Below are 17,875 nucleotides of genomic sequence, written 5' to 3'. Positions count from 1 at the left end.
ACGTAATGTGATTGGCATGGGTGATTCCAGTTCCCGATCGACGGGTAGAGAGAGATTTTCCCACCGACATCGGTAAGGCGGTACTCGGTGGGGCGAAGGGGCGTGACGATCTTGGTTCCACACCCGCAGCAGCAACGATGGCAGGCGGTGCTGAACTGCCGCGAGATATAAAGGATCCCATTCTCCAGTGTCTTGGGGAAGGACTCCACGTAGATGGGCCTAATTGTGCTAATCCTCACAGCACTACGCCCTTTATCAGACTGCCGGTCTGGACGTTGTAGAGACTGTGGTATTCGTTGGCATCGTCGCCATAGAATCCCAACCACTTTTTCCATCGGACGACCGCGAATGCGGCGTTCAGCATATTCAAGTCCGCCACCTGGATATTCCGATATATGTTGTTTTCTGAGCCGTCGGCAAACGACACGACCTGCTCGATGTGGGCATTTACAGTGGGAGTGCCAACTGTAATCCGAACCTGACCTCTCAGAGCAACATCGCGATCCAGCGATACATCCATCCCGACATCAATGAACGGAATCTTTTCCGACAAGAGAAAGTCCACAATCACCTTTTTCGCTTTGGGATCGTCTATGGCAAGGAAAACGAAACTCATGTCGCGAAGCTCAGCCAGCTGCGGTGACTTGACGTGATAGGGATGTCGTACGATGCCCTTGCGCATGCGGTCGTATATGGTACCGAACCAGTCGACCTTTTTCGGCTTCGTAAGATCCTCCTTGGCGGGGGCGCCAGGCGCACGAAAGGCATTGTGGAGTTCGAGCTCGTCGCCATCGAAGAGGTGTATCTCCCCCACAGGGGACTTGGCAACGAGGTCGAGTATGTACGATCCCGTGCCGCCTAGCCCGATGATCGCCAACTTGCCGACGAGGAGCTTTGCCGTCGCGGCTCCAATCCCCGCTCGAGTGGTTGCCATATCTGGGTAATAGAAGACGCTTGCCTGAGCTTCGACTACGGCTGGGACAGGCCTATCGAGCTTTGGTGTGCAGGTGGGATTGATTTGGACGGCAGGCGGCCAGATCAAGGCGATGTAGGTGGTCAGCTTGATGTAATAGTCGGGATAGGGAATCGGACCGTTACCAGATTTTAGCTTCCTGGACATGCCGACCCGAGTTTTAATGCCATCGCCCTTGTCCTCGGGCTCCGTGTTTGCGATGAGCTCATCCAAGGTCCTGCCGGTGTAATCGCATGGTGGGTCGTTGCCGATCCACCAGCACTGGTGGTTCGCCACCGGGTGTCTAACCTTGCTATCGGCGTCAATTTCCAGCGGGGTGTACAGGTCGCCGTAGACGACCTCGCCCTCGGTGTTCACAGCGGGGATGCCCTCGACGATGAGGTGGTTGGCAACGCCGCGGACGATGCGGAGGCGGTATCCCTCCGTCTCCAGCTTCGCCAGATCAGGATTAAGACTTGTCGGTGTTTCGGACATCGAACTTCATCCCGTCGACAACCTTGACCTTGCCGCCCTTAAGCATGGCACCTTCCGAGCCATCTGGCTTGGTCCACGTGATGCTATAACGCACGTTGTCGTCGAATGGACCGTTCGGGAATGCTAGCTTCACCAGCTCGTCATAGCTGATCTGCGGGCGGTCCCAGACGACTGGATCGGTGTTCACGTAGATGGTTGTGCCGGCCGGCTCGGGCTTGCCGGTACGGAAGTGGTCGCCGTTCTTGAGCACGACTGTGGTGCCGTCGTTGGCGATCGGAGAATCGTCGTTATGTTCATGTTCTTCCTTGAAAAGTTGCAGTACGGCCGGGACGTGGGCGAGCACGTAAAGTGCCGCGCCAGTCGTCGGAGTAGGTGACTCGTAGAGCCTCTTATCGATATGGATGTGTGCCACGTGCTGGCTATTAACATTTGGATTCATAAGCGTATATTCTCCCTTTTGTGACTGGATAGGTAATGAGCGGGTGCTGTTCACTCGCCCTTACTAGGTAGTGCTCTTCGGCGAGGCCATTTGGACGAGAAAAAAATTTTCGTTGTCGCGTCCGGAACTACGTTCAGACGAGCCTAAGTACTTAAAGACAGGAAGAGGCCGACCTATGCTGGTGCCAGAACCCGAACCGCCGAAACATTTGCAGCACTCTGAAGTGAACGCTGCATTGGCTAGTTTTGTGCAGGACCCTGGCGAAATGGCCCGTGCGTTGAAAGTCGCACGCGTAAGAGCCCATGGTTTGCCGGCCATGAATGAAAAGGACCTACTGCAAGAAGCGATGGTCCGCTTGATGTCGGGAGCGCGGACTTGGCCGCGCGAGCTCCCGACCCTTGTGATACTCAGTGGCGTGATGCGGAGCATCGCGTCTAACGCGCGCAAGAAGGAGGACTATGTCTTGGCCGACGACGTTGGTGCCCCTTCTGATGACGACTCCAAAGAAGAACCCTCGCCACTTGCGGAAGGCATAAGTGCGGAGACAAACCCTGCCCGTACGGTCGAGGCCGAGTCGGACCTGGCTGTAGTTCAGAATGCGGTCAAGGGCGACGAAATGCTGGAATTACTCGTAGAAGCTCTTGCTGAGGGTCTGACCGGTATGGATATCGCAAAGGAACTTGGCTGGGACAGTAAAACATACGACGCAACGCGCAAGCGATTAAGCCGGCGACTTGCCGCGCTTAAGACAGACCGGAGTGAGCCATGACCAACCCCAACGGAGACAAAACCAGGAATGATCAATTCCTGGACGCACTCGTCGAAGAACTGCGGACAATGTCCGACACAGACGTGCTTGAAGGCGAGAACGCCGAAGAGCTCGTCAAGCTTGGTGAACACCTTCTAAAAAGTGCGCGCGGGGAGGCTGGGAAGCTGCGCATGGCGGATGCAAAGCACAAGCTTTCTGTCGTCTCAAAGACTCGAGAAATCATTACTCCTCCTTCTGTGGAAGAGGCCAAGAGGTACCTGGAATCCCACCCTAATCTCACCCTTGCTGCACGCGGCCTGAATGAGTTGTCAGATTCGGATGTGCTGGATCTCTTTAATCAAGCCAAAAGCCTTGAAAAAGCGTCCAATGCAGACGCTGAGGACAGCGAAGAGTGAAACCTGGAGAGCTGGCGGAGTCCATCATCGATGGATTTATGATTCGCGATCCTAGGGACATCGATGTAGAAGCGATAGCCATCGATGCCGAGATGCAGGTCCAATTCCGCAAGCTCAACGGTTGTTCTGCAACGCTACTAGGCATCGGGGACCGTGCTATCGCCACGATCAGCCCCTCGGGTAACAAGGGGCGCGACCGATTCTCAATTGGACACGAGTTTGGGCACTGGTCGATGCACCGTGGGCAGTCGTTCTACTGCCGGGCACAGGACTTCGGGAACTACACGAAAGCGGATAAGCGGAAGGAAAAACAGGCGGATGAATTCTCCGCCCACCTCCTGATGCCCACGTCATTATTGCGACCTAAAATCGGTAAGCTTCGTGTGTTGTCTCTGGACGATATTAACGGGCTCGCCGAAGACTTCTCGACAAGTGACGCGGCGATGGCTTTTCGAGTCACTTTGATGGACGATTTTCCAGTAATCTTATGTTGCTACTCGGCTGAGGGCTGGGAATGGTCCTTGCCTGCTCCGATGGTGCCATCACGGTGGAAGTTAAAGCAAAAGCTTGATGATGATACGTTTGCTATCGACTACGTACGAGGGCGCAACACCACTTCTGGCTCTGGAAAACAACCTGCGGACGTCTGGTTCGAGAACTCCGACGCACACAGGTACGAGATCAGGGAAGAATGCATTCCCTATCGGTCAGGACAGGTTTTAGTACTACTGTACTTGCAGGATGAGATGCTGGACGCCACGAGGGATTGGGACGACTGGCGAACACGCTATCGCAGATAGTCCTAACAACGTTAGGAACCCGCATTCATGGAAAAATAGTATAAAAGATAGAGATACATGTTGGATGGATTCACAAGATTACAGCGAGTCGAAGATAGTTCAGTCTCGATTGTTGAGATTATGTTCTACCACTTTAAGTCGCGACCCATCCTGACTTACTACCGCCGGCACCCCCTGAATGCCGAACCGGCTTGCCAACCGATTGCGCTGATCGAAATACAATCGCGCTTGCCATTCTTTCATTAATTTCATGACTGGTCCATTGGTGAGGATCAGTTTTATTTGCGCCGGATTCTGTTTGAGTATGGATCGTGTCCATTCCACTTGTGCCGGGTCATCGCCATCGAAAAATATCAGCTTTTTCGAGAGGTTCATATGTTCCAGCGGGTTCACCGTCGTGCCGGCCGGGTATAGGAGGCGGCCTTGGCTGTCCTTGATATCATAGGGAATCGTAATGCTGGGATCGACGTAATAAGTCCGGTTCCGAGTAGCGCGAGGCAAAGCGACACCCGTGAGCCGTTCCGCATAGGATTGATACCGTGCTTTCGACTCTTCTTCAATTCGCTCTAGCCCACCGTTTTCCTCAAGTGCCTTGAGACGGTTCCCGATGGTCACGAGCATATCCTGCTCGGCAATGGGGTATACAGGTCCCACAACGCCGAGATCCTGTGCGAATACGCATCTACAACAGACGCACAGCGCGACCGATAATACTTTCTTTCGAAATCCAACCAATGTCTTCATAACGGGAGTCATAACTGTCAGGGTGGGGTGTCCATACGAAATACTTGCCTTCCGGGATCACGCCTGTCGGACCAGGCTTCAATAAAACCCCGGAGTGTGAATGTGTTTTCGCGGTGCCAATATAGTCATCGTTAAGGTAGAAATCCTCTCCCTTGCGACTGACCATATCGCCCGGCAGGCCAATCGCCTTCTTGATGAAAAACATTCTTGAAGAGTAAAAGCGGTTCGCGGGCGGATAGAACGCGATCAGGTCGCCGCGAGTCTCGGGGACCTCGTTCTTCCACACCAAATAGAACAGACCCGGCAGGCTCTCTGTGCCATTGATCCCGAGGCGAATCCATGGAGAACATGCTACGGATATCAGCCAAATCGATGCGATGATAGCGAGCGTGAGGCCCAGCCAGCGCTTGAAGCGCCGGATCTTCACCAGCAGTTCTGCCGCGGCGGGAGGCCAGACGGAGGTCGTCATGGTGCTTTGTCCTCGAGACGCTTGCGCAACACGGCCGTGAGATCGGGCGCGCCGGTGATCACCGCTGGAGAGGCGAGTATGACCGCTTCATACTCGTGGGCCAATCGCGCGGTCTCCTGTTCCAGACGAGCGGCGAACCGCGCCGCATCCACCGATCGTTCCGATTCCGACAGCTTCATCAGTTCGGGGCGTCGCATGTGTTCCGAGACCAGAGCCGCCACGTCGACCTGAATGGTCGCGGGAGGAGGGTACAGCATGCGTTCGGCCAGCAGGGCGATCAGCCCGCCCGCGATCCCGAACAACACCCCCGCCAGCCATCGGCTCATCTACCGTTCCTCCGCCGTGTTCACCAGCTGCTCGATGGCCTCGACCAGGCTCATTCCTTGGCGCTGCATCGCTTCGATCGCAGAATACTCCTCGGCGCGAGTGGAATAGAGCTTCTCGGCGAAGGGATCGACCACCAGCCGGCCGACGGTGGTGCCGCCGGGACCCATGATGGCGATCTCCGAATACTTGCCCTGCTGGGTGTCCACGCTGGTGAGCAGTTTTCGGAGTGCGTCGTCCATCATGATGCGATCGCTGTTCTCGGCCGCCTTGATCGACTCGGGTTTCTGGCGCAGCAGGAACACCCAGTCGGCGTTGTCCAGTGCGGCCTTGGAGGTGCCGGACTTGAAATAATCGTCGATGCCCTGGGTGATGGTCATGAACGCCCCACCAAACTTGCGCGCCGTGCGATACCCCTGTTCGATGAACTGACCGGCGTTGCCATTGCCCATCAAACGCCAGGCCTCGTCGATGATGCACAGCTTGCGTTGATTGCGGTCGCCGAGATACATGGTCTCGGTGATGCGCATCATGAGCAGCAGCAGGACGACGGTCTGCAGGTCGGGTTTCGCATCGAGTTCGCCAAGCTCCAGCACCACGAAGGGATTGTTCAGATCGATATTGGCCTCGCCTTCGAAGAAATGACCGTAGCTGCCCTCCCGCGTATAGGGATAGAGCATGCGTCCGACCCGGCGCGCGCTGTCGTCCTCGTGGGCGAGCAACCACCCCGCGACCTGGGTGATGGTGGTACGGTCGCCCCTCTCGATCCAGCTGGCCTTGATGGCCTCCTCCAGAAAGGCGGTCTGCAGGCTGTTGAGACCCTGGTGCGGAGCAGCCATCTGCGCCAGCACCGATTTCAGCATCGGCGTCTCTTCCCCGATGTCGCGCAGGCCGGTGAAGGGGTTGAGGTTGATCTGCGTGCCTTCCGAGAACTCGAGGTAGGTGCCGCCGACCAGGCGACACAGTCGCTCGTAGCTGCGCCCGGAGTCGATCACCCAGACCCGGCCGCCAGTACCGAGTAGACTCGTCACCATCTCCTGGGTGAAGAAACTCTTACCCGCCCCACTCGCCGCCGCCACGGCGACGTTGAAATTTCCCTTCTTGTTGTCGAAGGGATCGATGTGCATGATCTGGCCGCGGCGGCCGAGCAGCATTAAGAGGGGCGTGCCGGTGCCCTTCCACTCGCCGATCATCGGTGCGGTGTTGATGCACGACCAGGTCAGCGAGGTGCGCAAACGTCCCAGCACCCGCATCTCCTCCACGAAGCCCGGTCCCGGCATGAGCGGCAGGCCGGCGAGAAAGGCAGGCACGGCCGTGAAGCGGTCCTTCTGCAGGGTCCACCCGCGTGACTCGAACAAGGCGTTGAGTCGTTGCTCGGCATAGTCGCCTTCCCCCTGGAGCGGAAACAACAGCAGCTGAATATGCGATTTCAACAGCTTGTGTCCGTCTTCCACCAGTCGGGTGACGAAGTCCCAATCCTGCTTGCGTTCGCGCCAGGCGGGGAGAAAGCGCCCCATACCCGATTCGGTCATCTGGGTCGCGCGGGCCGCCTTCATCTTGGCGCCATGCGCCGCCGAGACCTGGTCCGGCATGTGCACCGTGAGGGTGTAGAGAAACGGGCAGGGCAGCCGCAGGGAGTTGCCGAACAGATCGCCGATGAGATCGCTCATGCCCCACCCGGCCCAGGTCTGCGGGTACTGGCGCACCGAGTAGGGCCGCACCTCGACGAGATGCTCGCGCCGGCTCAGGGTCAGGCCGTCGCGTCCGACCAGCAGCAGGGTTTCCGCATCGACCGCCTGCTCGTTCAGCAGGCGGTCGTCTTCCCAGTGCAGCGGCACGCGCCGCCCCGGGGTGGGATTCAGCAGGGTATCGATCACATTGAGGAAGGCCTCGGCATCGATCGTCCGGCTGGACAGCCCCGCCGACGAGAGTATCCCCCGGAGGGCATCCCGGGTGCGCGACAGCCAGCCGCTCTCGACGACGGTACAGGCGGTCCCGCGGATCACGGGGCGCACCACGGTGATGAACAGCCGAAAATCCCGCACCAGCATGGGTTGATCCGAAAACAGCGAGCGCCAGTTGCCGCGGCGCAGGTAATCGACGCGCTTGCCGGCGAGAAACTCGAATATCCTGGATTGAGCGTCGGGACGGCTTGCGTGCCGGGCCAGGGCCCAGTGATCCAGCAGGGGGAGGATGTCCGGCGAGGCGTAGAGCAGGATCTGCACCGAGGTGCCCGGTATCAATCCCTGCGTGAACAGCCCGCTCAGCACCTTGAGCTGGTTCTCCCCGAGTCCGACGGCGGGCGTCGTCTCCACCATGAATCCCATGCTGTCCTGGCTATGGAACAACTGGGTCTCCGGATCGAAGCGCTCGTAGGGCAGCAACGAAGACAATCGGTGACTGCGCGTGAGATCCCGGGCGGCGCGGAGCGACGGCGGCAGTTTGCCGGCCGCATACGCCGCCCCGGGCGACTCTTCCTGGAACCACCGCCGGATCTCGTTGGCGATTCGTTGCCGGACTTCGGAGACACGGATCATGGGGTGAGCCGCCAGGCACCGTTGTCGAGGCGCAGATAGAGATAGGTTTCATCGTGCAGATCGCCCGTTGCATCCTCCCAGCGTTTGATCCATACCCGGATCTGCTTCGGCGGCGAGAGCAGCGGGTCGCTCGGTTTCACCGTGGCGACGACGGCGGTGTTCCCGCCTTTGGCGAGGGTCGATGGCTGATCCAGGGATTTCTCTTCCTGGCCGGGTCGGTTACGAGCCAATGTCCCGGCGAGGGAGGCCTGATAAACCTCCCCGACGGGTTTGCAGCCGACCCCCTTGGGTAGTCCGCAGGCGTACCTGGGGGTGCTGGCGCAACCGGCCAGCAGACTCAAGAGGAAGAAAACGACGAGAGACTTAGTCATGACCACCCTCCTGCCTGGGGGATTCCTCGAGCCAGGCCTTGAGTTGATCCGCAGGCAGGTAGCCACTGCGGAGTCGTCCATCGGCGGCGACCAGGGTGGGGGTCCCCTCGATATGGTGGGCATGCGCAAAGGCAATCGCCTGATCCACGCGTTGTTGCGCGCGCTCGAGACAGTCTTTCGTGGCGACCTCGCCCTTCAGCGCCTGTCCCGCCATGATTTGTGTGAGGGCCTCAACCGGACGCGGGTGGCAGAGCAGGCTGACCGCCTTGTCGCGCGCGCCCGGATGCAGCTCGGTGACGGGAAACATAATCTCCCACACCTCGATGCCTTTGACATCGCGCAACCATTCATGGAGTTTGCGGCACCAGGGACACTCGGGGTCGGAGAACACGGCGAGCTTCAAGGGGCCGTTGCCGTAGTGCACCGCCGCCTCCAGCGGCAGCTCCCCCCAGTTCAGGCGCGCCAGCGCATCGATGCGCTCGGCGGTCACATCATGAGAGGTCTTCAGATCGTAGAGGTGGCCCACCATCAACCACCGTCCCGAGGTGTCCGCGTACAGAACGTTGCGACCCGCTTCGACCTCCATCAATCCCGGGATCGGGGACGGACGGATGGCATCGATCTTGGTTGATGGCAGGGCCTGACGGATGGCCTGTTCGATGGGCGCAAAATCCTGCGCCGCCCCGGGGATTGCCGGCCCGAGCAGGGCCGTCAGCATCGCGGTCAGTGCGAGCAAAGCGCGTTGATATTTCTTCATGGTGTTTCTCCCGTGTTATTACCCGTGTCATGCAAATCCACGCCAAGCTCCAGTCCCTCGTTCAAGACCACCTCCACGCGGCGGCCGGCATCCACCTCGAGCACGGGATAGATTTCGTTGGCCCGTTCCAGATACCACTGGGAGATGCGATCCAGTGCCGAGGCAAAGCCATTGGCCACACCGTATTGCGCGATCCTGCCGGGATCGATGCTTTGCACATTCCCGAGCGCGTTGGTGGACAACGAGGTAAATGACTGGGCCACACCGCTGCCGATCCCCCCGGCCACGCCGGCGATCAGTGCCCGGGCGATCATCTGCCCCTGCTTACTCACCACCCGGCCGCGCAGCCCCGCCTTGCCGTCTTCGCCGGTGACGAAGCCCTTGAGGGCGGCTTCGAGGACCTCCCCCGAGCGCAGCACGCAGCTCAGCTTTTCGAGGCGCAGATACGCGCGCTCCGAGGCGAGATCCCCGTAGCCTGCGGCGGTGACGAAGCATTCCTGGATGCGGGAGCGGAAACGATTGGGCAGTGTGCCGTGGTCCAGCAGGCGCAGCAGCACCGGCTGGGGATTGGTCTTGGCGAGCCCGCCGGTCGGCGCATCGAGTCCGGAGAGCATCACCGCCTGGGCAAACGCACCGGCGGGCAGGAAGTTGTGGATATCGTGGCCGCTGGTCTTGCCGGCGGGCTCTGATGTGTCGCCCGCGGTTTTATGTGTCGTCGTGACATTCGACTCCGCGGTTAGATCAACGACCAGGATGCTGGAGCCGAGGGTGTTTCTCGGGGTGGCTCCCCGTGGGTTGCCGCTGTCACCCCTTTTGGGCGGTGACGGGGGTGGCGGGAGGAACGGCTGGGCCAGGGAAGCCGATGCGTTGTCGCTGTCGGTCCGCGCCGCGGGCTCCTTGCCGAACGACAGATCCGGGGTGGGGAGCGGCGGGGGCGGGAGCGGCGGTAATGCCCGGTCGAGGGGACGGCTGGATTCCTCTTGCGGGCGCCGCAGGCGCTCGAGCTTGTCGCGGAGCTCGGTGAGGTCACGGCGCAGTTCCTCGTTGGTGTGCTTGAGATCATGGAGTTCCGTCTCCGACCGCGTGATCCACACCTCGCTGGGATCGAGGCTTTGTGCGGGTGTGCGATAGCTCTTCACGATCTCACCGGCGCCCGCCGCCTGTTTGATGCGCCGGGAGGGGTCGGAGAGGTAGAGCCCCAATACCACCAGCGACACCACGGCCGTGACTGCGGCGAGGGTTAGCCCGATCTGGCGTCGTTTGATGCGGGCGCTGTCCTCCATCTAGCGACCCTCCCTGACCAGGTAGAGTCGGGTGCTTTGCGCGGGCGCCAATACGTGGTCCTGGATGGCCACCGCCTTGATGTCGGTGGCGAGCGCCGCGACTTCCCGCTCATCCAGCCGCATGTCCTGAGTCGAGGTATTGGTGAGCCGGTAGATCTCTCCAGTGAAATCCCCGGTATAGCGGAGGATCTCAACGACCTTGGCCTCCGACCACAGCGGGACTTCCCGCTTCTCGGTGGTGGGGACGTAGCCCTCCGGGACCGCGCCACGCGCCATCGCCCGGATCAAGTGCTGGATCGACTCGATATAGGGGCTCGATCGTGCGTCGGATACCGCATGGGCATCACCCGCATGGGATTGGGTGCGCAGCAGCACCGTGTCCGACGGCATGTCCACGGGCACCGCGAGGAGGGTGTGGGTCGCGCCCTGGTCGTCGCGGAGGAAGAAACTGAACGCCTGGCCGGCCATGCCGGGCACCGGCCGCAGGAACAACTGACCGCTCTCCTTGTCGGGCTCCACTTGCAGGTGATCCTCCATGCCCCAGACGCGCACGATCCGCCCGCCGTCCGCCATGGCGATGCGGGTGAGGTCCCGGGTGGAGACCTTGATGGTGACGGTCTGGCCGTCGGTCACCTCGACCAGCTGCAGGGCCTGGGCCTCAAGGCTCAGTCCGAGCAGCGCCGTTATCAGCAGCAAACGGATTCCCACTGTCTTGCACCTCCGTGAATTTCGATACAAAGAGTCGCCCCTCGCGGTACTCGAATCCGATGAGGAACCTCGCCTGACGTTGTTCGGTCTGTTTATTGCCCACCAGCGTTGTCAACTGACCGGAGAGCGCCGCCAGATGTCCCTTGATCCGGATCTCCTGCGGATAGAACACCGAGGACAGGCGATTGCGCTCGACCTTCGCCGCATCGCCCTGCAGGCGCGAGGCGAGCGCGCCGTAGGATTCCGGGTCCGCGTAGCGCAGGAACAGACCGGCCTGGTGGCCGACGTTATCGGGGTTGTAGGTGAGCGCGAGCCCGGCGAAGAACACCGCCATCTGCTCCAGGTACTCAGGCGAGACCTCATTGCCGTGCACCCAGAAGGCCTTCTCGAACGCCGGCGGGACGACGATGGTCTTTTCCCGCACATCGGTGTTGATCACCCAGAACGTGAGCGCGATGTTGGAGATGGCCATCGCCACTGCGATGGCCATCCACAGGTTGCGACGCCACAGCGTGTCCGCGAACAGCGAGCGGTACCGACCCTCCCTCATCCCACGTACTCCCGCACGTGGCTTGCGGCACGGCCGCGAAACCACCACTGCGATGGCGTGTACCAGTAGAGGAAGCGGGTGATCACGCCCCGGCCGCCGTCCGCCTTCACCCGGGCGAACGCCCGTGACAGCAGCAGGCCGACCGCGATGCCGACCAGGATCTGACCGAGCAGCGCACCCATCAGCGTGAAGAAGATCACGAGGATGGCCTCGTCCGCGTCCCAGAAGAAGAACTGAACCGGATCATCCAGCCGGCGGGGGATGAGGTAGTGTTCCTGATCCATCGATTACACCACCGCGGATCCAAAGACCGCATCGATGATGGTCGGACCGAGCGCGCCAAACACCGCGAGGATCACGCCGAGTACCGCGGGCAACGGGCTGCCCTTGGCGGCGCCGTAGCCCAGCCCGATCAGGCCACCGACGATGGCGATACCGCGGCCGAGGTAACCGGTCGCCGCGTCGTAGAAGAACTGATAGGCGATCTGGAATTCCGCGCCCGTTGTTGATCCCAAGGCGGCCAGTGGAATCATCAGGATGAGCAGGGCGGGTACATAGGCAGGAATGCGCTGAGCAGACAGTTTCATGGTAGTTCTCCTTTGGGTTGGGATGAAGGTGATGGATCGGGGTGGAGCGTCGAAAACGGGAGGGAACTGATCCGCAGCTCGGTGCGCCGGTTGGCGGAGCGACCGGCGTCCGTGTCATTGGATTGCAGGTAACAGCATTGCCCCTGGCCGCTGACCTCGATGGCATCGCCCTCGAGGCCGATGGCTACGAGATACTCTTTCAGGTACTGGGCACGGCGTAACGCCAGCCATTCGTTGAAATCCTGTGGGCCTGCGCTGTCGGTATAGCCGGTGAGTACGAGGCGTTGGTGTTCCAATCTGGGGAGCAGATCACGCAAGGCCTGTTTTTCTGAGGCCGAGGGCAGCGCGGTTCCGAAGGCGAAATGGGCGATGTGCAGAACCTGCGGCTGGGGATCAGAATCTCTTGTCGGCCGTATATTGACGATAGGAGTTGTCTTCTCGATAGCCTCGATCATGGCAATGCTACGACTGATCGGAGTCTTCACGGTCGGAGCCGGGCAGTTGGCGCAGATCATGAAAATACGCTCACCCTTGTCATCGGGCATTTGTGTGATACCAAGACGTACGGTTGCATTCGATTCAGTCCCGCCTGGCGGTGCCATCGCACAACCGGCTGTGACCGCAAGGCAAATGCCGATAAACCCGAGCCGCATACGCCTTACGCCGCCTGTCCGGTTCCGGTCCGTGTCTTGTGCCGGCGTTGTAGGCGCCGATGGCCAGCCAGCCATACCCGTAGCGCTGAATGTTTCCGGCCAGGATCCACGCGCCGACATGAATGTTCAGGCAGGGATCCCAGAGATCTGCCGGCGTGATGGCATACTCTTTCAAGACGGGAAACCATCGGGAATTGATCTGCATCAGACCCAGATCGGACGATCCGTTGGTGTTGATATGAATCGCACGCGGATCGAAACCACTTTCCGCGGCGGCCATGGCCTGCAGGAGTACTGGAGCGATGCCATATCGCTGACCGGCTGCGGTGAAGCACGCGGTTAGCGGATCCGCAAGGGTGATTATGGGCGCCAGGAATATTGCGAATGTTATGATCCAGTTCCATAACCAATCCTTTATGTTCACAGAACAGTTAAATCGCTCGAGTCGACTTGTCACCGGGTGTGACATGGGTCGATTCACTGAAATATCGAAGGGATAATATGTTGTGTTTCATAGGCCAACCTCGTTGGTCTCGCCTGATCAGGCGAGCGCGATACCCGGTGTGGCCAGCATCTTTGCTGAAAGGAGACGGATGCGGAAGTAAAAACCTTACTCGATTCAGGAATGGATTTATGGGGATGGATTGAAAGGGCTATTACTCAAAGTACTGACGGATTAATCTTTGGAAGACGAGAATGGCCAATGCAAAGTTACGCCAGCGGAATAAGATGAGGTCGACTTGATGGTGGCATACCCTTACGGCATACCAGAAAGCACGGACGAGTAAATAGCCACCGCCCGTCGGAATCCGGGCAATCTACTTGTCGGCCAGATGAAATGCGCTTTCAGTTGCTTGAACGAGACTCTTTAGAAAACGAATCGCCTTTACCAGATCTTCCTTGGTAACTGGATGAGCTTTCGGCGGCCCCGGCGTGATGGTTCGTGATCGGTGGACGACGTCACCCCGTAGTTTCATGTACTGATTCAGGCGGTCACGTACAGTATTTTCGTCATTGTTGTTCCATGACCATTTTCCCGTGAGATCGACTCCAGCATAGTCACGAAACAGTTGAATAGCTTTGTCGGACGTTGGGTTGTGCAGCCTTTTGATTTCATCATCGAGCTTGGACTGAACGAAGGTAGAAATTGGACTGTCCGGCAATTCGCGCAACCGCTCATCGGCCGCATCCAAGACCCGGTCTTCGACGTATGTTTCCCAAGCAGTCATTGCCATGATCAACCCCGCCCGCTTCAACACCTCAAATTCCGGCGAGGGTGGCTTCGTATGTGGTGTGTTGAAGTGCTTGAGCAAATATTCCGCATCAAGGATCGATTGTGCGAAAGTGTCACTGGCTCTGGACATCGATATACCCAGGGTGAATGTTTGAGCTTAAGTTTCTCATTTTACTCACGAGGATGCACGAAGGTCGGCAGTTTCCACGCCCGCTGAACGGTGCACATCCATGAGCTGGGCATAGTGCTTGAATCACGTTTTCAATATCGACATCGAGACCTGCCAGGCCTGCGGCGGCCCGGTCAGGATCATCGCCAGCATCGAAGACCCGGCGGTGATCCAGAAGATCCTCGCTCACCTGAAGAGCACAGAGGAAACCCACGAACCCTTCCCGTTGCCCGAAAGCCGGGCGCCGCCGACCGGCGAACAAGCCGACCTGTTCCGCTGACGCCCTGAATCCACAGATTGACTTACGATGCTGCGACCGGCAGCATGGCAGGGTTCCGTTCGGCCGCACGGTCAGGCGGGGTGGTATTTCAGGATGAAGTGGCTCGAGTTTGGGGGGTGCCGGGGGCAGAATTCAGGGCGGAATCCACGGCATCGAACGTCCACCATGCAAGGTATCGGCGGTGAGAGAACGCTGGACGTGGGCAATATGGGTGTTTATTCTTCCTATACTCCGCGACAGGCAATGGAGGCCGCCTTCGAGAGCCTCCGCATAATAAGGGGATGACAATGAATTTAATAAGAGCGTCTTTGATTTCCCTGGCCATAACAATTCCTGCATTTCCTGTATTTTCTGCGGATTCGCCCGCACATGACAATATGCAAGGCACTTCAGGGGAAATACAGGTTCCGACATCGCTTTCAGGTATTATCACGTCGCTTCAGCAATTCGGTTATTGCATGGATGGTGGCACACATCTTATTCATACCCCGTTGGGAATTTATAGACTCAAAGGGCGCAATGCTGACGCAGCTAAAGCGCTTGAAACAGCGGCAGACAAGAAGGAAAAGGTGACTGTAATGGGATACCCTGTTGTGGGAGCGGAGTGTTCATATATATCTGTGTACCACGTATCAAAAATGAAATTGCTCGATCAAAATTAGTAACGAATATATTTTCTGATTGGCTGGGCACAATTAGTGCCCCGCATCCATTGTGATGGCCGTATCCTTTCGATCCTCCTTGATCACCATGTAGTCTGTTAAACGGAAGCTATTCCGATTTCCCCCGTTCGCTGCCGGGCGCTCTTTCTTTTGCATCCAAAAATATTCGTGAATATACGACGTAACCAGTCAACTATTCATCGACCTAAAATCGCTTCAGAAATATGACAGATGTAGCATTACGCAGATTGGGCATCAGTCGATCGAACTCAAAGAATGCTTCATGGGAAAATGTGTATAAATGATATAGGACATTTTCTGGTCGATAGGTATAACTTTCTATTACATCCAAAATCTATTGCCTTTTAGGGTTATCGATATAACAATTGTGACGCTCATTGAAATGCGTCTGTTTTTAATTTTATTAGTCTTAAGGAGAGATGCTACATGAAGCGTTCGTTCTGTTTGATGATAATTCTTCTATCAGGAAACGTCTTGGCCTATGATGACGATGAAGTTCCAATCGACAATTCAACGCAGCTTCGTGAATGGTGCAAATCAGAGTCAGAGGCTTATTTTATCGCTCAGGATATTGAGCCACGTAATTGGTCTGCTTCATATTGGGATGAAGGAAATATCCTTAACGTCAAAGGAAGTTGGCGTGTAGGAGACAAAAATGTGGAGGTCCAATGCCGAATTAGAAGGGGCGCTCAAACGAAATACGCGATGCTTCAAATCATGGATGAGTAACGTAGTTGAATAAAAGCGGTTATGGCGAAGTTCGGATTTAATCTGATTACGGAGGATAAAATGAAGACATGGTTAGTTGCTGCCGCATTTATATTCCCAATATCTAATGTAGTTGTTGCGGATGATCTTAGTGCTGAAATTACATACTCTGACGATGTTACTGTTGTTGATGACACATTTGAAGCCACCATCACTGAAAATGCTGTGGTTATTGAGTCTGAAGATTCGCCGACAGTCGGAGAGACTGTTGACGATGATGTATTAACTGCTAATGGCTATTTCCCTTCCTCAGAAGATCGTAACACAACTTATTTGTCTCCTGTCTTAGGGTTCACCTCATCTGGTGAGGTCGTTACAGACCCCAGCCAGATATTCGAATAGAAGACGGGAATAAACGATCTAATCATTTCGAAAATCATAGTGACAGGGAGATTGCCATGAAGGCTAAAATGAACTTGATTGCTTTGCTTTACGTGCTGTTTGCTTTGCCGGGCCTTGCATTCGCTGCTACTTACTATGGTGACACCAATGGAGATGGTGTCTCGGATACGGTCACTACCACGACATCGAGCATCCAGATTTATCATCCAAATTTAGGCACTACAAAAACGTACAACATCAGCGGTACATTTGCAGTATATACGCTAAGTGACACTGATGGTGTTACGGGCTTGGAAGTCGTGGTTGTTAGGCCGAACATAATTACTGTAATTAATGACCGGCTTGCAAGTATGGGTAATTACAATTACCCGAGCACTACTTATGCCATCCATAGTGTATCGAATACGAATAGTGTTGCAGGTAATGAAATTATTGTGACTATGCCAAATTACGTTAATGTCATCCATGATTCAAACGGCAGTATATCGTCCTATCCATTCCTGGGCACAACGTACGGTATCAATAGCGTTGCAGATACTAATGGTGCTGCCGGGAATGAAATCGTAGTGACCATACCTAATGCAATTAAAGTAATTAAGGACGCCAGCGGTACAGTGAGAACGTATTCATTTCCTGGCACAACCTACGCAATAAATAGCGTAGTAGATACCAATGGTTCAGCAGGTGGTGAAATTGTAGTGTTAATCCCTAACTCGCTTAAAGTAATTAGGGATGCAACTGGCACGGTAGTTTCTTATAGCTTTACAGGTACTACATACGGCGTTAATACGGTGGTCGATACTAATAACGTTTCTGGTAACGATATTGTAGCGACCACACCTAGCAACATCAGGATCATACATGATAAGAACCAAACCACATCGACGTATGCAGCCAACGGCACTTACGCGATTGTTCAGGTCAAAAATTATGATTCGATAGCGGATAAGGAGGTGTGCTACAACACTAATGGCTCGCCGAATTATTGGCTAATAACGGATAGAACAAGCTCGCAAGCATCGCGAGCTAATTGCAACTAACGATACGATTAGTAATTAGGGAGGAGACGCAGGAGTGTCTCCTCCTATATTTTCCCACCTTACTGGAAGTATTGAACTAGGCGGTGGCCGTATCCCGTTCGGTCTACTATGGCCAACGTGCAGTCTGTTCAGCCTTCACTTCGCGGGCTCCGGACGAGCAGTGCCGCTCTTTCCCGTTCGCCGCCGGGCAGTGAATGACCGTCCCCGCGGAAAGACTGATCTTTCCGCGGGGAGGCGAGTGTTCGCCCTAACGGTCGGTGGGGTGACAATGACGCCGGCTGATTCCGTGTCGGAGTATGACCAGCGGGCCTCCGAGGGAGGCCAGGTGGGTTTCAATGGTGTCGTCCGTGATGCCGAAGATCGCGTACTCCACCAGGACAGTCAGGGCCGCGGCCTCGCTCAAGCCATGGACCCGTTGCACGGACCGGAGGAGTCTCGGATAGCGCTGCCGCATCTGATCGCCCATCGTCATGATCAGTCCTCCCCAGGTAACAGGAGGGTGATGACAGGTTCGCCATCATCACCG

Annotated in this window: 25 protein-coding genes; 8 read left to right on the top strand and 17 right to left on the bottom strand. The window is 56.9% G+C overall.

The features are described 5' to 3' along the window. Positions 1–235: 235 nt before the first annotated feature. Both IPM20_12485 and IPM20_12480 read right to left on the bottom strand, forming a co-directional pair. A complete protein-coding gene (locus IPM20_12485) occupies positions 236–1,447 on the bottom strand; it encodes a ThiF family adenylyltransferase (protein ID MBK9132439.1) in 1,212 nt (403 codons plus the stop codon). Continuing rightward, positions 1,422–1,886 carry a multiubiquitin domain-containing protein gene (locus IPM20_12480; protein MBK9132438.1) on the bottom strand — a complete coding sequence of 155 codons (465 nt, stop codon included), beginning with the start codon at positions 1,884–1,886 and terminating at the stop codon, positions 1,422–1,424. The genes IPM20_12485 and IPM20_12480 overlap by 26 nt, the downstream gene beginning before the upstream one ends. 175 nt (positions 1,887–2,061) lie before the next feature. Between IPM20_12480 and IPM20_12475 the strand changes: the two genes are divergently transcribed. From IPM20_12475 to IPM20_12465, 3 genes are read left to right on the top strand one after another with little or no spacing between them, the layout of a single operon-like run. Further along, the gene (locus IPM20_12475) at positions 2,062–2,655 is read left to right on the top strand and encodes a sigma-70 family RNA polymerase sigma factor (protein ID MBK9132437.1); all 594 of its coding nucleotides are present in this window, start codon (positions 2,062–2,064) and stop codon (positions 2,653–2,655) included. Beyond that, a complete protein-coding gene (locus IPM20_12470) occupies positions 2,652–3,050 on the top strand; it encodes a hypothetical protein (protein ID MBK9132436.1) in 399 nt (132 codons plus the stop codon). The genes IPM20_12475 and IPM20_12470 overlap by 4 nt, the downstream gene beginning before the upstream one ends. Then, positions 3,047–3,850 (top strand): ImmA/IrrE family metallo-endopeptidase, encoded by an 804-nt coding sequence (locus IPM20_12465; GenBank protein MBK9132435.1) that lies wholly within the window; start codon positions 3,047–3,049, stop codon positions 3,848–3,850. Before IPM20_12470 ends, IPM20_12465 begins: the two co-directional genes overlap by 4 nt. A gap of 99 nt (positions 3,851–3,949) precedes the next feature. On the opposite strand, the gene traW is transcribed toward IPM20_12465, so the two are convergent. The 14 genes from traW to IPM20_12395 all read right to left on the bottom strand — a co-directional run bounded on the left by traW (position 3,950) and on the right by IPM20_12395 (position 14,197). Next, positions 3,950–4,594, bottom strand: coding sequence for a type-F conjugative transfer system protein TraW (gene traW, locus IPM20_12460; protein ID MBK9132434.1), 645 nt, complete (start codon positions 4,592–4,594; stop codon positions 3,950–3,952). After that, the gene (gene lepB, locus IPM20_12455; GenBank protein ID MBK9132433.1) at positions 4,533–5,063 is read right to left on the bottom strand and encodes a signal peptidase I; all 531 of its coding nucleotides are present in this window, start codon (positions 5,061–5,063) and stop codon (positions 4,533–4,535) included. Before lepB ends, traW begins: the two co-directional genes overlap by 62 nt. After that, positions 5,060–5,389 (bottom strand): TrbI F-type domain-containing protein, encoded by a 330-nt coding sequence (locus tag IPM20_12450; protein ID MBK9132432.1) that lies wholly within the window; start codon positions 5,387–5,389, stop codon positions 5,060–5,062. The genes lepB and IPM20_12450 overlap by 4 nt, the downstream gene beginning before the upstream one ends. Continuing rightward, positions 5,390–7,924: a type IV secretion system protein TraC gene (gene traC / locus IPM20_12445; protein MBK9132431.1), complete on the bottom strand. Its 2,535-nt coding sequence runs from the start codon at positions 7,922–7,924 to the stop codon at positions 5,390–5,392. It abuts the gene before it with no gap. Next, a complete protein-coding gene (locus IPM20_12440) occupies positions 7,921–8,295 on the bottom strand; it encodes a TraV family lipoprotein (protein ID MBK9132430.1) in 375 nt (124 codons plus the stop codon). The genes traC and IPM20_12440 overlap by 4 nt, the downstream gene beginning before the upstream one ends. Continuing rightward, complete coding sequence (locus IPM20_12435; protein ID MBK9132429.1) at positions 8,288–9,052, bottom strand: DsbC family protein; 765 nt, start codon at positions 9,050–9,052, stop codon at positions 8,288–8,290. Before IPM20_12435 ends, IPM20_12440 begins: the two co-directional genes overlap by 8 nt. Further along, positions 9,049–10,335: a hypothetical protein gene (locus IPM20_12430; GenBank protein ID MBK9132428.1), complete on the bottom strand. Its 1,287-nt coding sequence runs from the start codon at positions 10,333–10,335 to the stop codon at positions 9,049–9,051. Before IPM20_12430 ends, IPM20_12435 begins: the two co-directional genes overlap by 4 nt. Beyond that, a complete protein-coding gene (locus IPM20_12425) occupies positions 10,336–11,043 on the bottom strand; it encodes a type-F conjugative transfer system secretin TraK (protein ID MBK9132427.1) in 708 nt (235 codons plus the stop codon). Next, a complete protein-coding gene (gene traE / locus IPM20_12420; protein MBK9132426.1) occupies positions 10,994–11,593 on the bottom strand; it encodes a type IV conjugative transfer system protein TraE in 600 nt (199 codons plus the stop codon). Before traE ends, IPM20_12425 begins: the two co-directional genes overlap by 50 nt. Next, a complete protein-coding gene (gene traL / locus IPM20_12415) occupies positions 11,590–11,877 on the bottom strand; it encodes a type IV conjugative transfer system protein TraL (GenBank protein MBK9132425.1) in 288 nt (95 codons plus the stop codon). The genes traE and traL overlap by 4 nt, the downstream gene beginning before the upstream one ends. Positions 11,878–11,880: 3 nt before the next feature. Continuing rightward, positions 11,881–12,180 (bottom strand): conjugal transfer protein TraB, encoded by a 300-nt coding sequence (locus IPM20_12410; GenBank protein ID MBK9132424.1) that lies wholly within the window; start codon positions 12,178–12,180, stop codon positions 11,881–11,883. Continuing rightward, on the bottom strand, positions 12,177–12,725 hold the full coding sequence (locus IPM20_12405; GenBank protein MBK9132423.1) for an OmpA family protein: 549 nt from the start codon (positions 12,723–12,725) through the stop codon (positions 12,177–12,179). The genes IPM20_12410 and IPM20_12405 overlap by 4 nt, the downstream gene beginning before the upstream one ends. Before the next feature lie 34 nt (positions 12,726–12,759). Next, positions 12,760–13,302, bottom strand: coding sequence for a lytic transglycosylase domain-containing protein (locus IPM20_12400; GenBank protein ID MBK9132422.1), 543 nt, complete (start codon positions 13,300–13,302; stop codon positions 12,760–12,762). 349 nt (positions 13,303–13,651) lie between these two features. Then, positions 13,652–14,197 carry a hypothetical protein gene (locus IPM20_12395; protein MBK9132421.1) on the bottom strand — a complete coding sequence of 182 codons (546 nt, stop codon included), beginning with the start codon at positions 14,195–14,197 and terminating at the stop codon, positions 13,652–13,654. Between the two features lie 118 nt (positions 14,198–14,315). On the opposite strand from IPM20_12395, the gene IPM20_12390 reads away from it, so the two are divergent. The 5 genes from IPM20_12390 to IPM20_12370 all read left to right on the top strand — a co-directional run bounded on the left by IPM20_12390 (position 14,316) and on the right by IPM20_12370 (position 17,349). Then, positions 14,316–14,516: a hypothetical protein gene (locus IPM20_12390; GenBank protein ID MBK9132420.1), complete on the top strand. Its 201-nt coding sequence runs from the start codon at positions 14,316–14,318 to the stop codon at positions 14,514–14,516. 287 nt (positions 14,517–14,803) lie between these two features. Beyond that, positions 14,804–15,178 (top strand): hypothetical protein, encoded by a 375-nt coding sequence (locus tag IPM20_12385; protein ID MBK9132419.1) that lies wholly within the window; start codon positions 14,804–14,806, stop codon positions 15,176–15,178. 447 nt (positions 15,179–15,625) lie between these two features. Further along, positions 15,626–15,928 (top strand): hypothetical protein, encoded by a 303-nt coding sequence (locus tag IPM20_12380; protein MBK9132418.1) that lies wholly within the window; start codon positions 15,626–15,628, stop codon positions 15,926–15,928. A 60-nt stretch (positions 15,929–15,988) separates the two neighbouring features. Then, positions 15,989–16,309 (top strand): hypothetical protein, encoded by a 321-nt coding sequence (locus IPM20_12375; GenBank protein ID MBK9132417.1) that lies wholly within the window; start codon positions 15,989–15,991, stop codon positions 16,307–16,309. A gap of 56 nt (positions 16,310–16,365) precedes the next feature. Next, positions 16,366–17,349, top strand: coding sequence for a hypothetical protein (locus tag IPM20_12370; protein ID MBK9132416.1), 984 nt, complete (start codon positions 16,366–16,368; stop codon positions 17,347–17,349). A 247-nt stretch (positions 17,350–17,596) separates the two neighbouring features. Here IPM20_12370 and IPM20_12365 read toward each other — a convergent pair whose 3' ends face one another. After that, complete coding sequence (locus tag IPM20_12365) at positions 17,597–17,821, bottom strand: hypothetical protein (protein MBK9132415.1); 225 nt, start codon at positions 17,819–17,821, stop codon at positions 17,597–17,599. Between the last annotated feature and the right edge of the window lie 54 nt (positions 17,822–17,875).

The organism is Gammaproteobacteria bacterium (genome assembly GCA_016716465.1).
Classification (GTDB): domain Bacteria; phylum Pseudomonadota; class Gammaproteobacteria; order SZUA-140; family SZUA-140; genus JADJWH01.
This window is presented reverse-complemented; position numbering and strand designations above follow the sequence as displayed.

Bases quoted from the DNA above. Each gene is read 5' to 3' on its own strand.
- IPM20_12365 (MBK9132415.1), bottom strand. From the start codon at position 17,821: ATGACGATGGGCGATCAGATGCGGCAGCGCTATCCGAGACTCCTCCGG.
- IPM20_12380 (MBK9132418.1), top strand. From the start codon at position 15,626: ATGAAGCGTTCGTTCTGTTTGATGATAATTCTTCTATCAGGAAACGTC.
- IPM20_12480 (MBK9132438.1), bottom strand. From the start codon at position 1,886: ATGAATCCAAATGTTAATAGCCAGCACGTGGCACACATCCATATCGAT.
- IPM20_12475 (MBK9132437.1), top strand. From the start codon at position 2,062: ATGCTGGTGCCAGAACCCGAACCGCCGAAACATTTGCAGCACTCTGAA.
- lepB (MBK9132433.1), bottom strand. From the start codon at position 5,063: ATGACGACCTCCGTCTGGCCTCCCGCCGCGGCAGAACTGCTGGTGAAG.
- IPM20_12370 (MBK9132416.1), top strand. From the start codon at position 16,366: ATGAAGGCTAAAATGAACTTGATTGCTTTGCTTTACGTGCTGTTTGCT.
- IPM20_12430 (MBK9132428.1), bottom strand. From the start codon at position 10,335: ATGGAGGACAGCGCCCGCATCAAACGACGCCAGATCGGGCTAACCCTC.
- traL (MBK9132425.1), bottom strand. From the start codon at position 11,877: ATGGATCAGGAACACTACCTCATCCCCCGCCGGCTGGATGATCCGGTT.
- IPM20_12400 (MBK9132422.1), bottom strand. From the start codon at position 13,302: ATGTCACACCCGGTGACAAGTCGACTCGAGCGATTTAACTGTTCTGTG.
- IPM20_12410 (MBK9132424.1), bottom strand. From the start codon at position 12,180: ATGAAACTGTCTGCTCAGCGCATTCCTGCCTATGTACCCGCCCTGCTC.
- IPM20_12470 (MBK9132436.1), top strand. From the start codon at position 2,652: ATGACCAACCCCAACGGAGACAAAACCAGGAATGATCAATTCCTGGAC.
- IPM20_12405 (MBK9132423.1), bottom strand. From the start codon at position 12,725: ATGCCCGATGACAAGGGTGAGCGTATTTTCATGATCTGCGCCAACTGC.
- IPM20_12395 (MBK9132421.1), bottom strand. From the start codon at position 14,197: ATGTCCAGAGCCAGTGACACTTTCGCACAATCGATCCTTGATGCGGAA.
- IPM20_12385 (MBK9132419.1), top strand. From the start codon at position 14,804: ATGAATTTAATAAGAGCGTCTTTGATTTCCCTGGCCATAACAATTCCT.
- traW (MBK9132434.1), bottom strand. From the start codon at position 4,594: ATGAAGACATTGGTTGGATTTCGAAAGAAAGTATTATCGGTCGCGCTG.
- IPM20_12375 (MBK9132417.1), top strand. From the start codon at position 15,989: ATGAAGACATGGTTAGTTGCTGCCGCATTTATATTCCCAATATCTAAT.
- IPM20_12450 (MBK9132432.1), bottom strand. From the start codon at position 5,389: ATGAGCCGATGGCTGGCGGGGGTGTTGTTCGGGATCGCGGGCGGGCTG.
- traE (MBK9132426.1), bottom strand. From the start codon at position 11,593: ATGAGGGAGGGTCGGTACCGCTCGCTGTTCGCGGACACGCTGTGGCGT.
- IPM20_12440 (MBK9132430.1), bottom strand. From the start codon at position 8,295: ATGACTAAGTCTCTCGTCGTTTTCTTCCTCTTGAGTCTGCTGGCCGGT.
- IPM20_12435 (MBK9132429.1), bottom strand. From the start codon at position 9,052: ATGAAGAAATATCAACGCGCTTTGCTCGCACTGACCGCGATGCTGACG.
- traC (MBK9132431.1), bottom strand. From the start codon at position 7,924: ATGATCCGTGTCTCCGAAGTCCGGCAACGAATCGCCAACGAGATCCGG.
- IPM20_12485 (MBK9132439.1), bottom strand. From the start codon at position 1,447: ATGTCCGAAACACCGACAAGTCTTAATCCTGATCTGGCGAAGCTGGAG.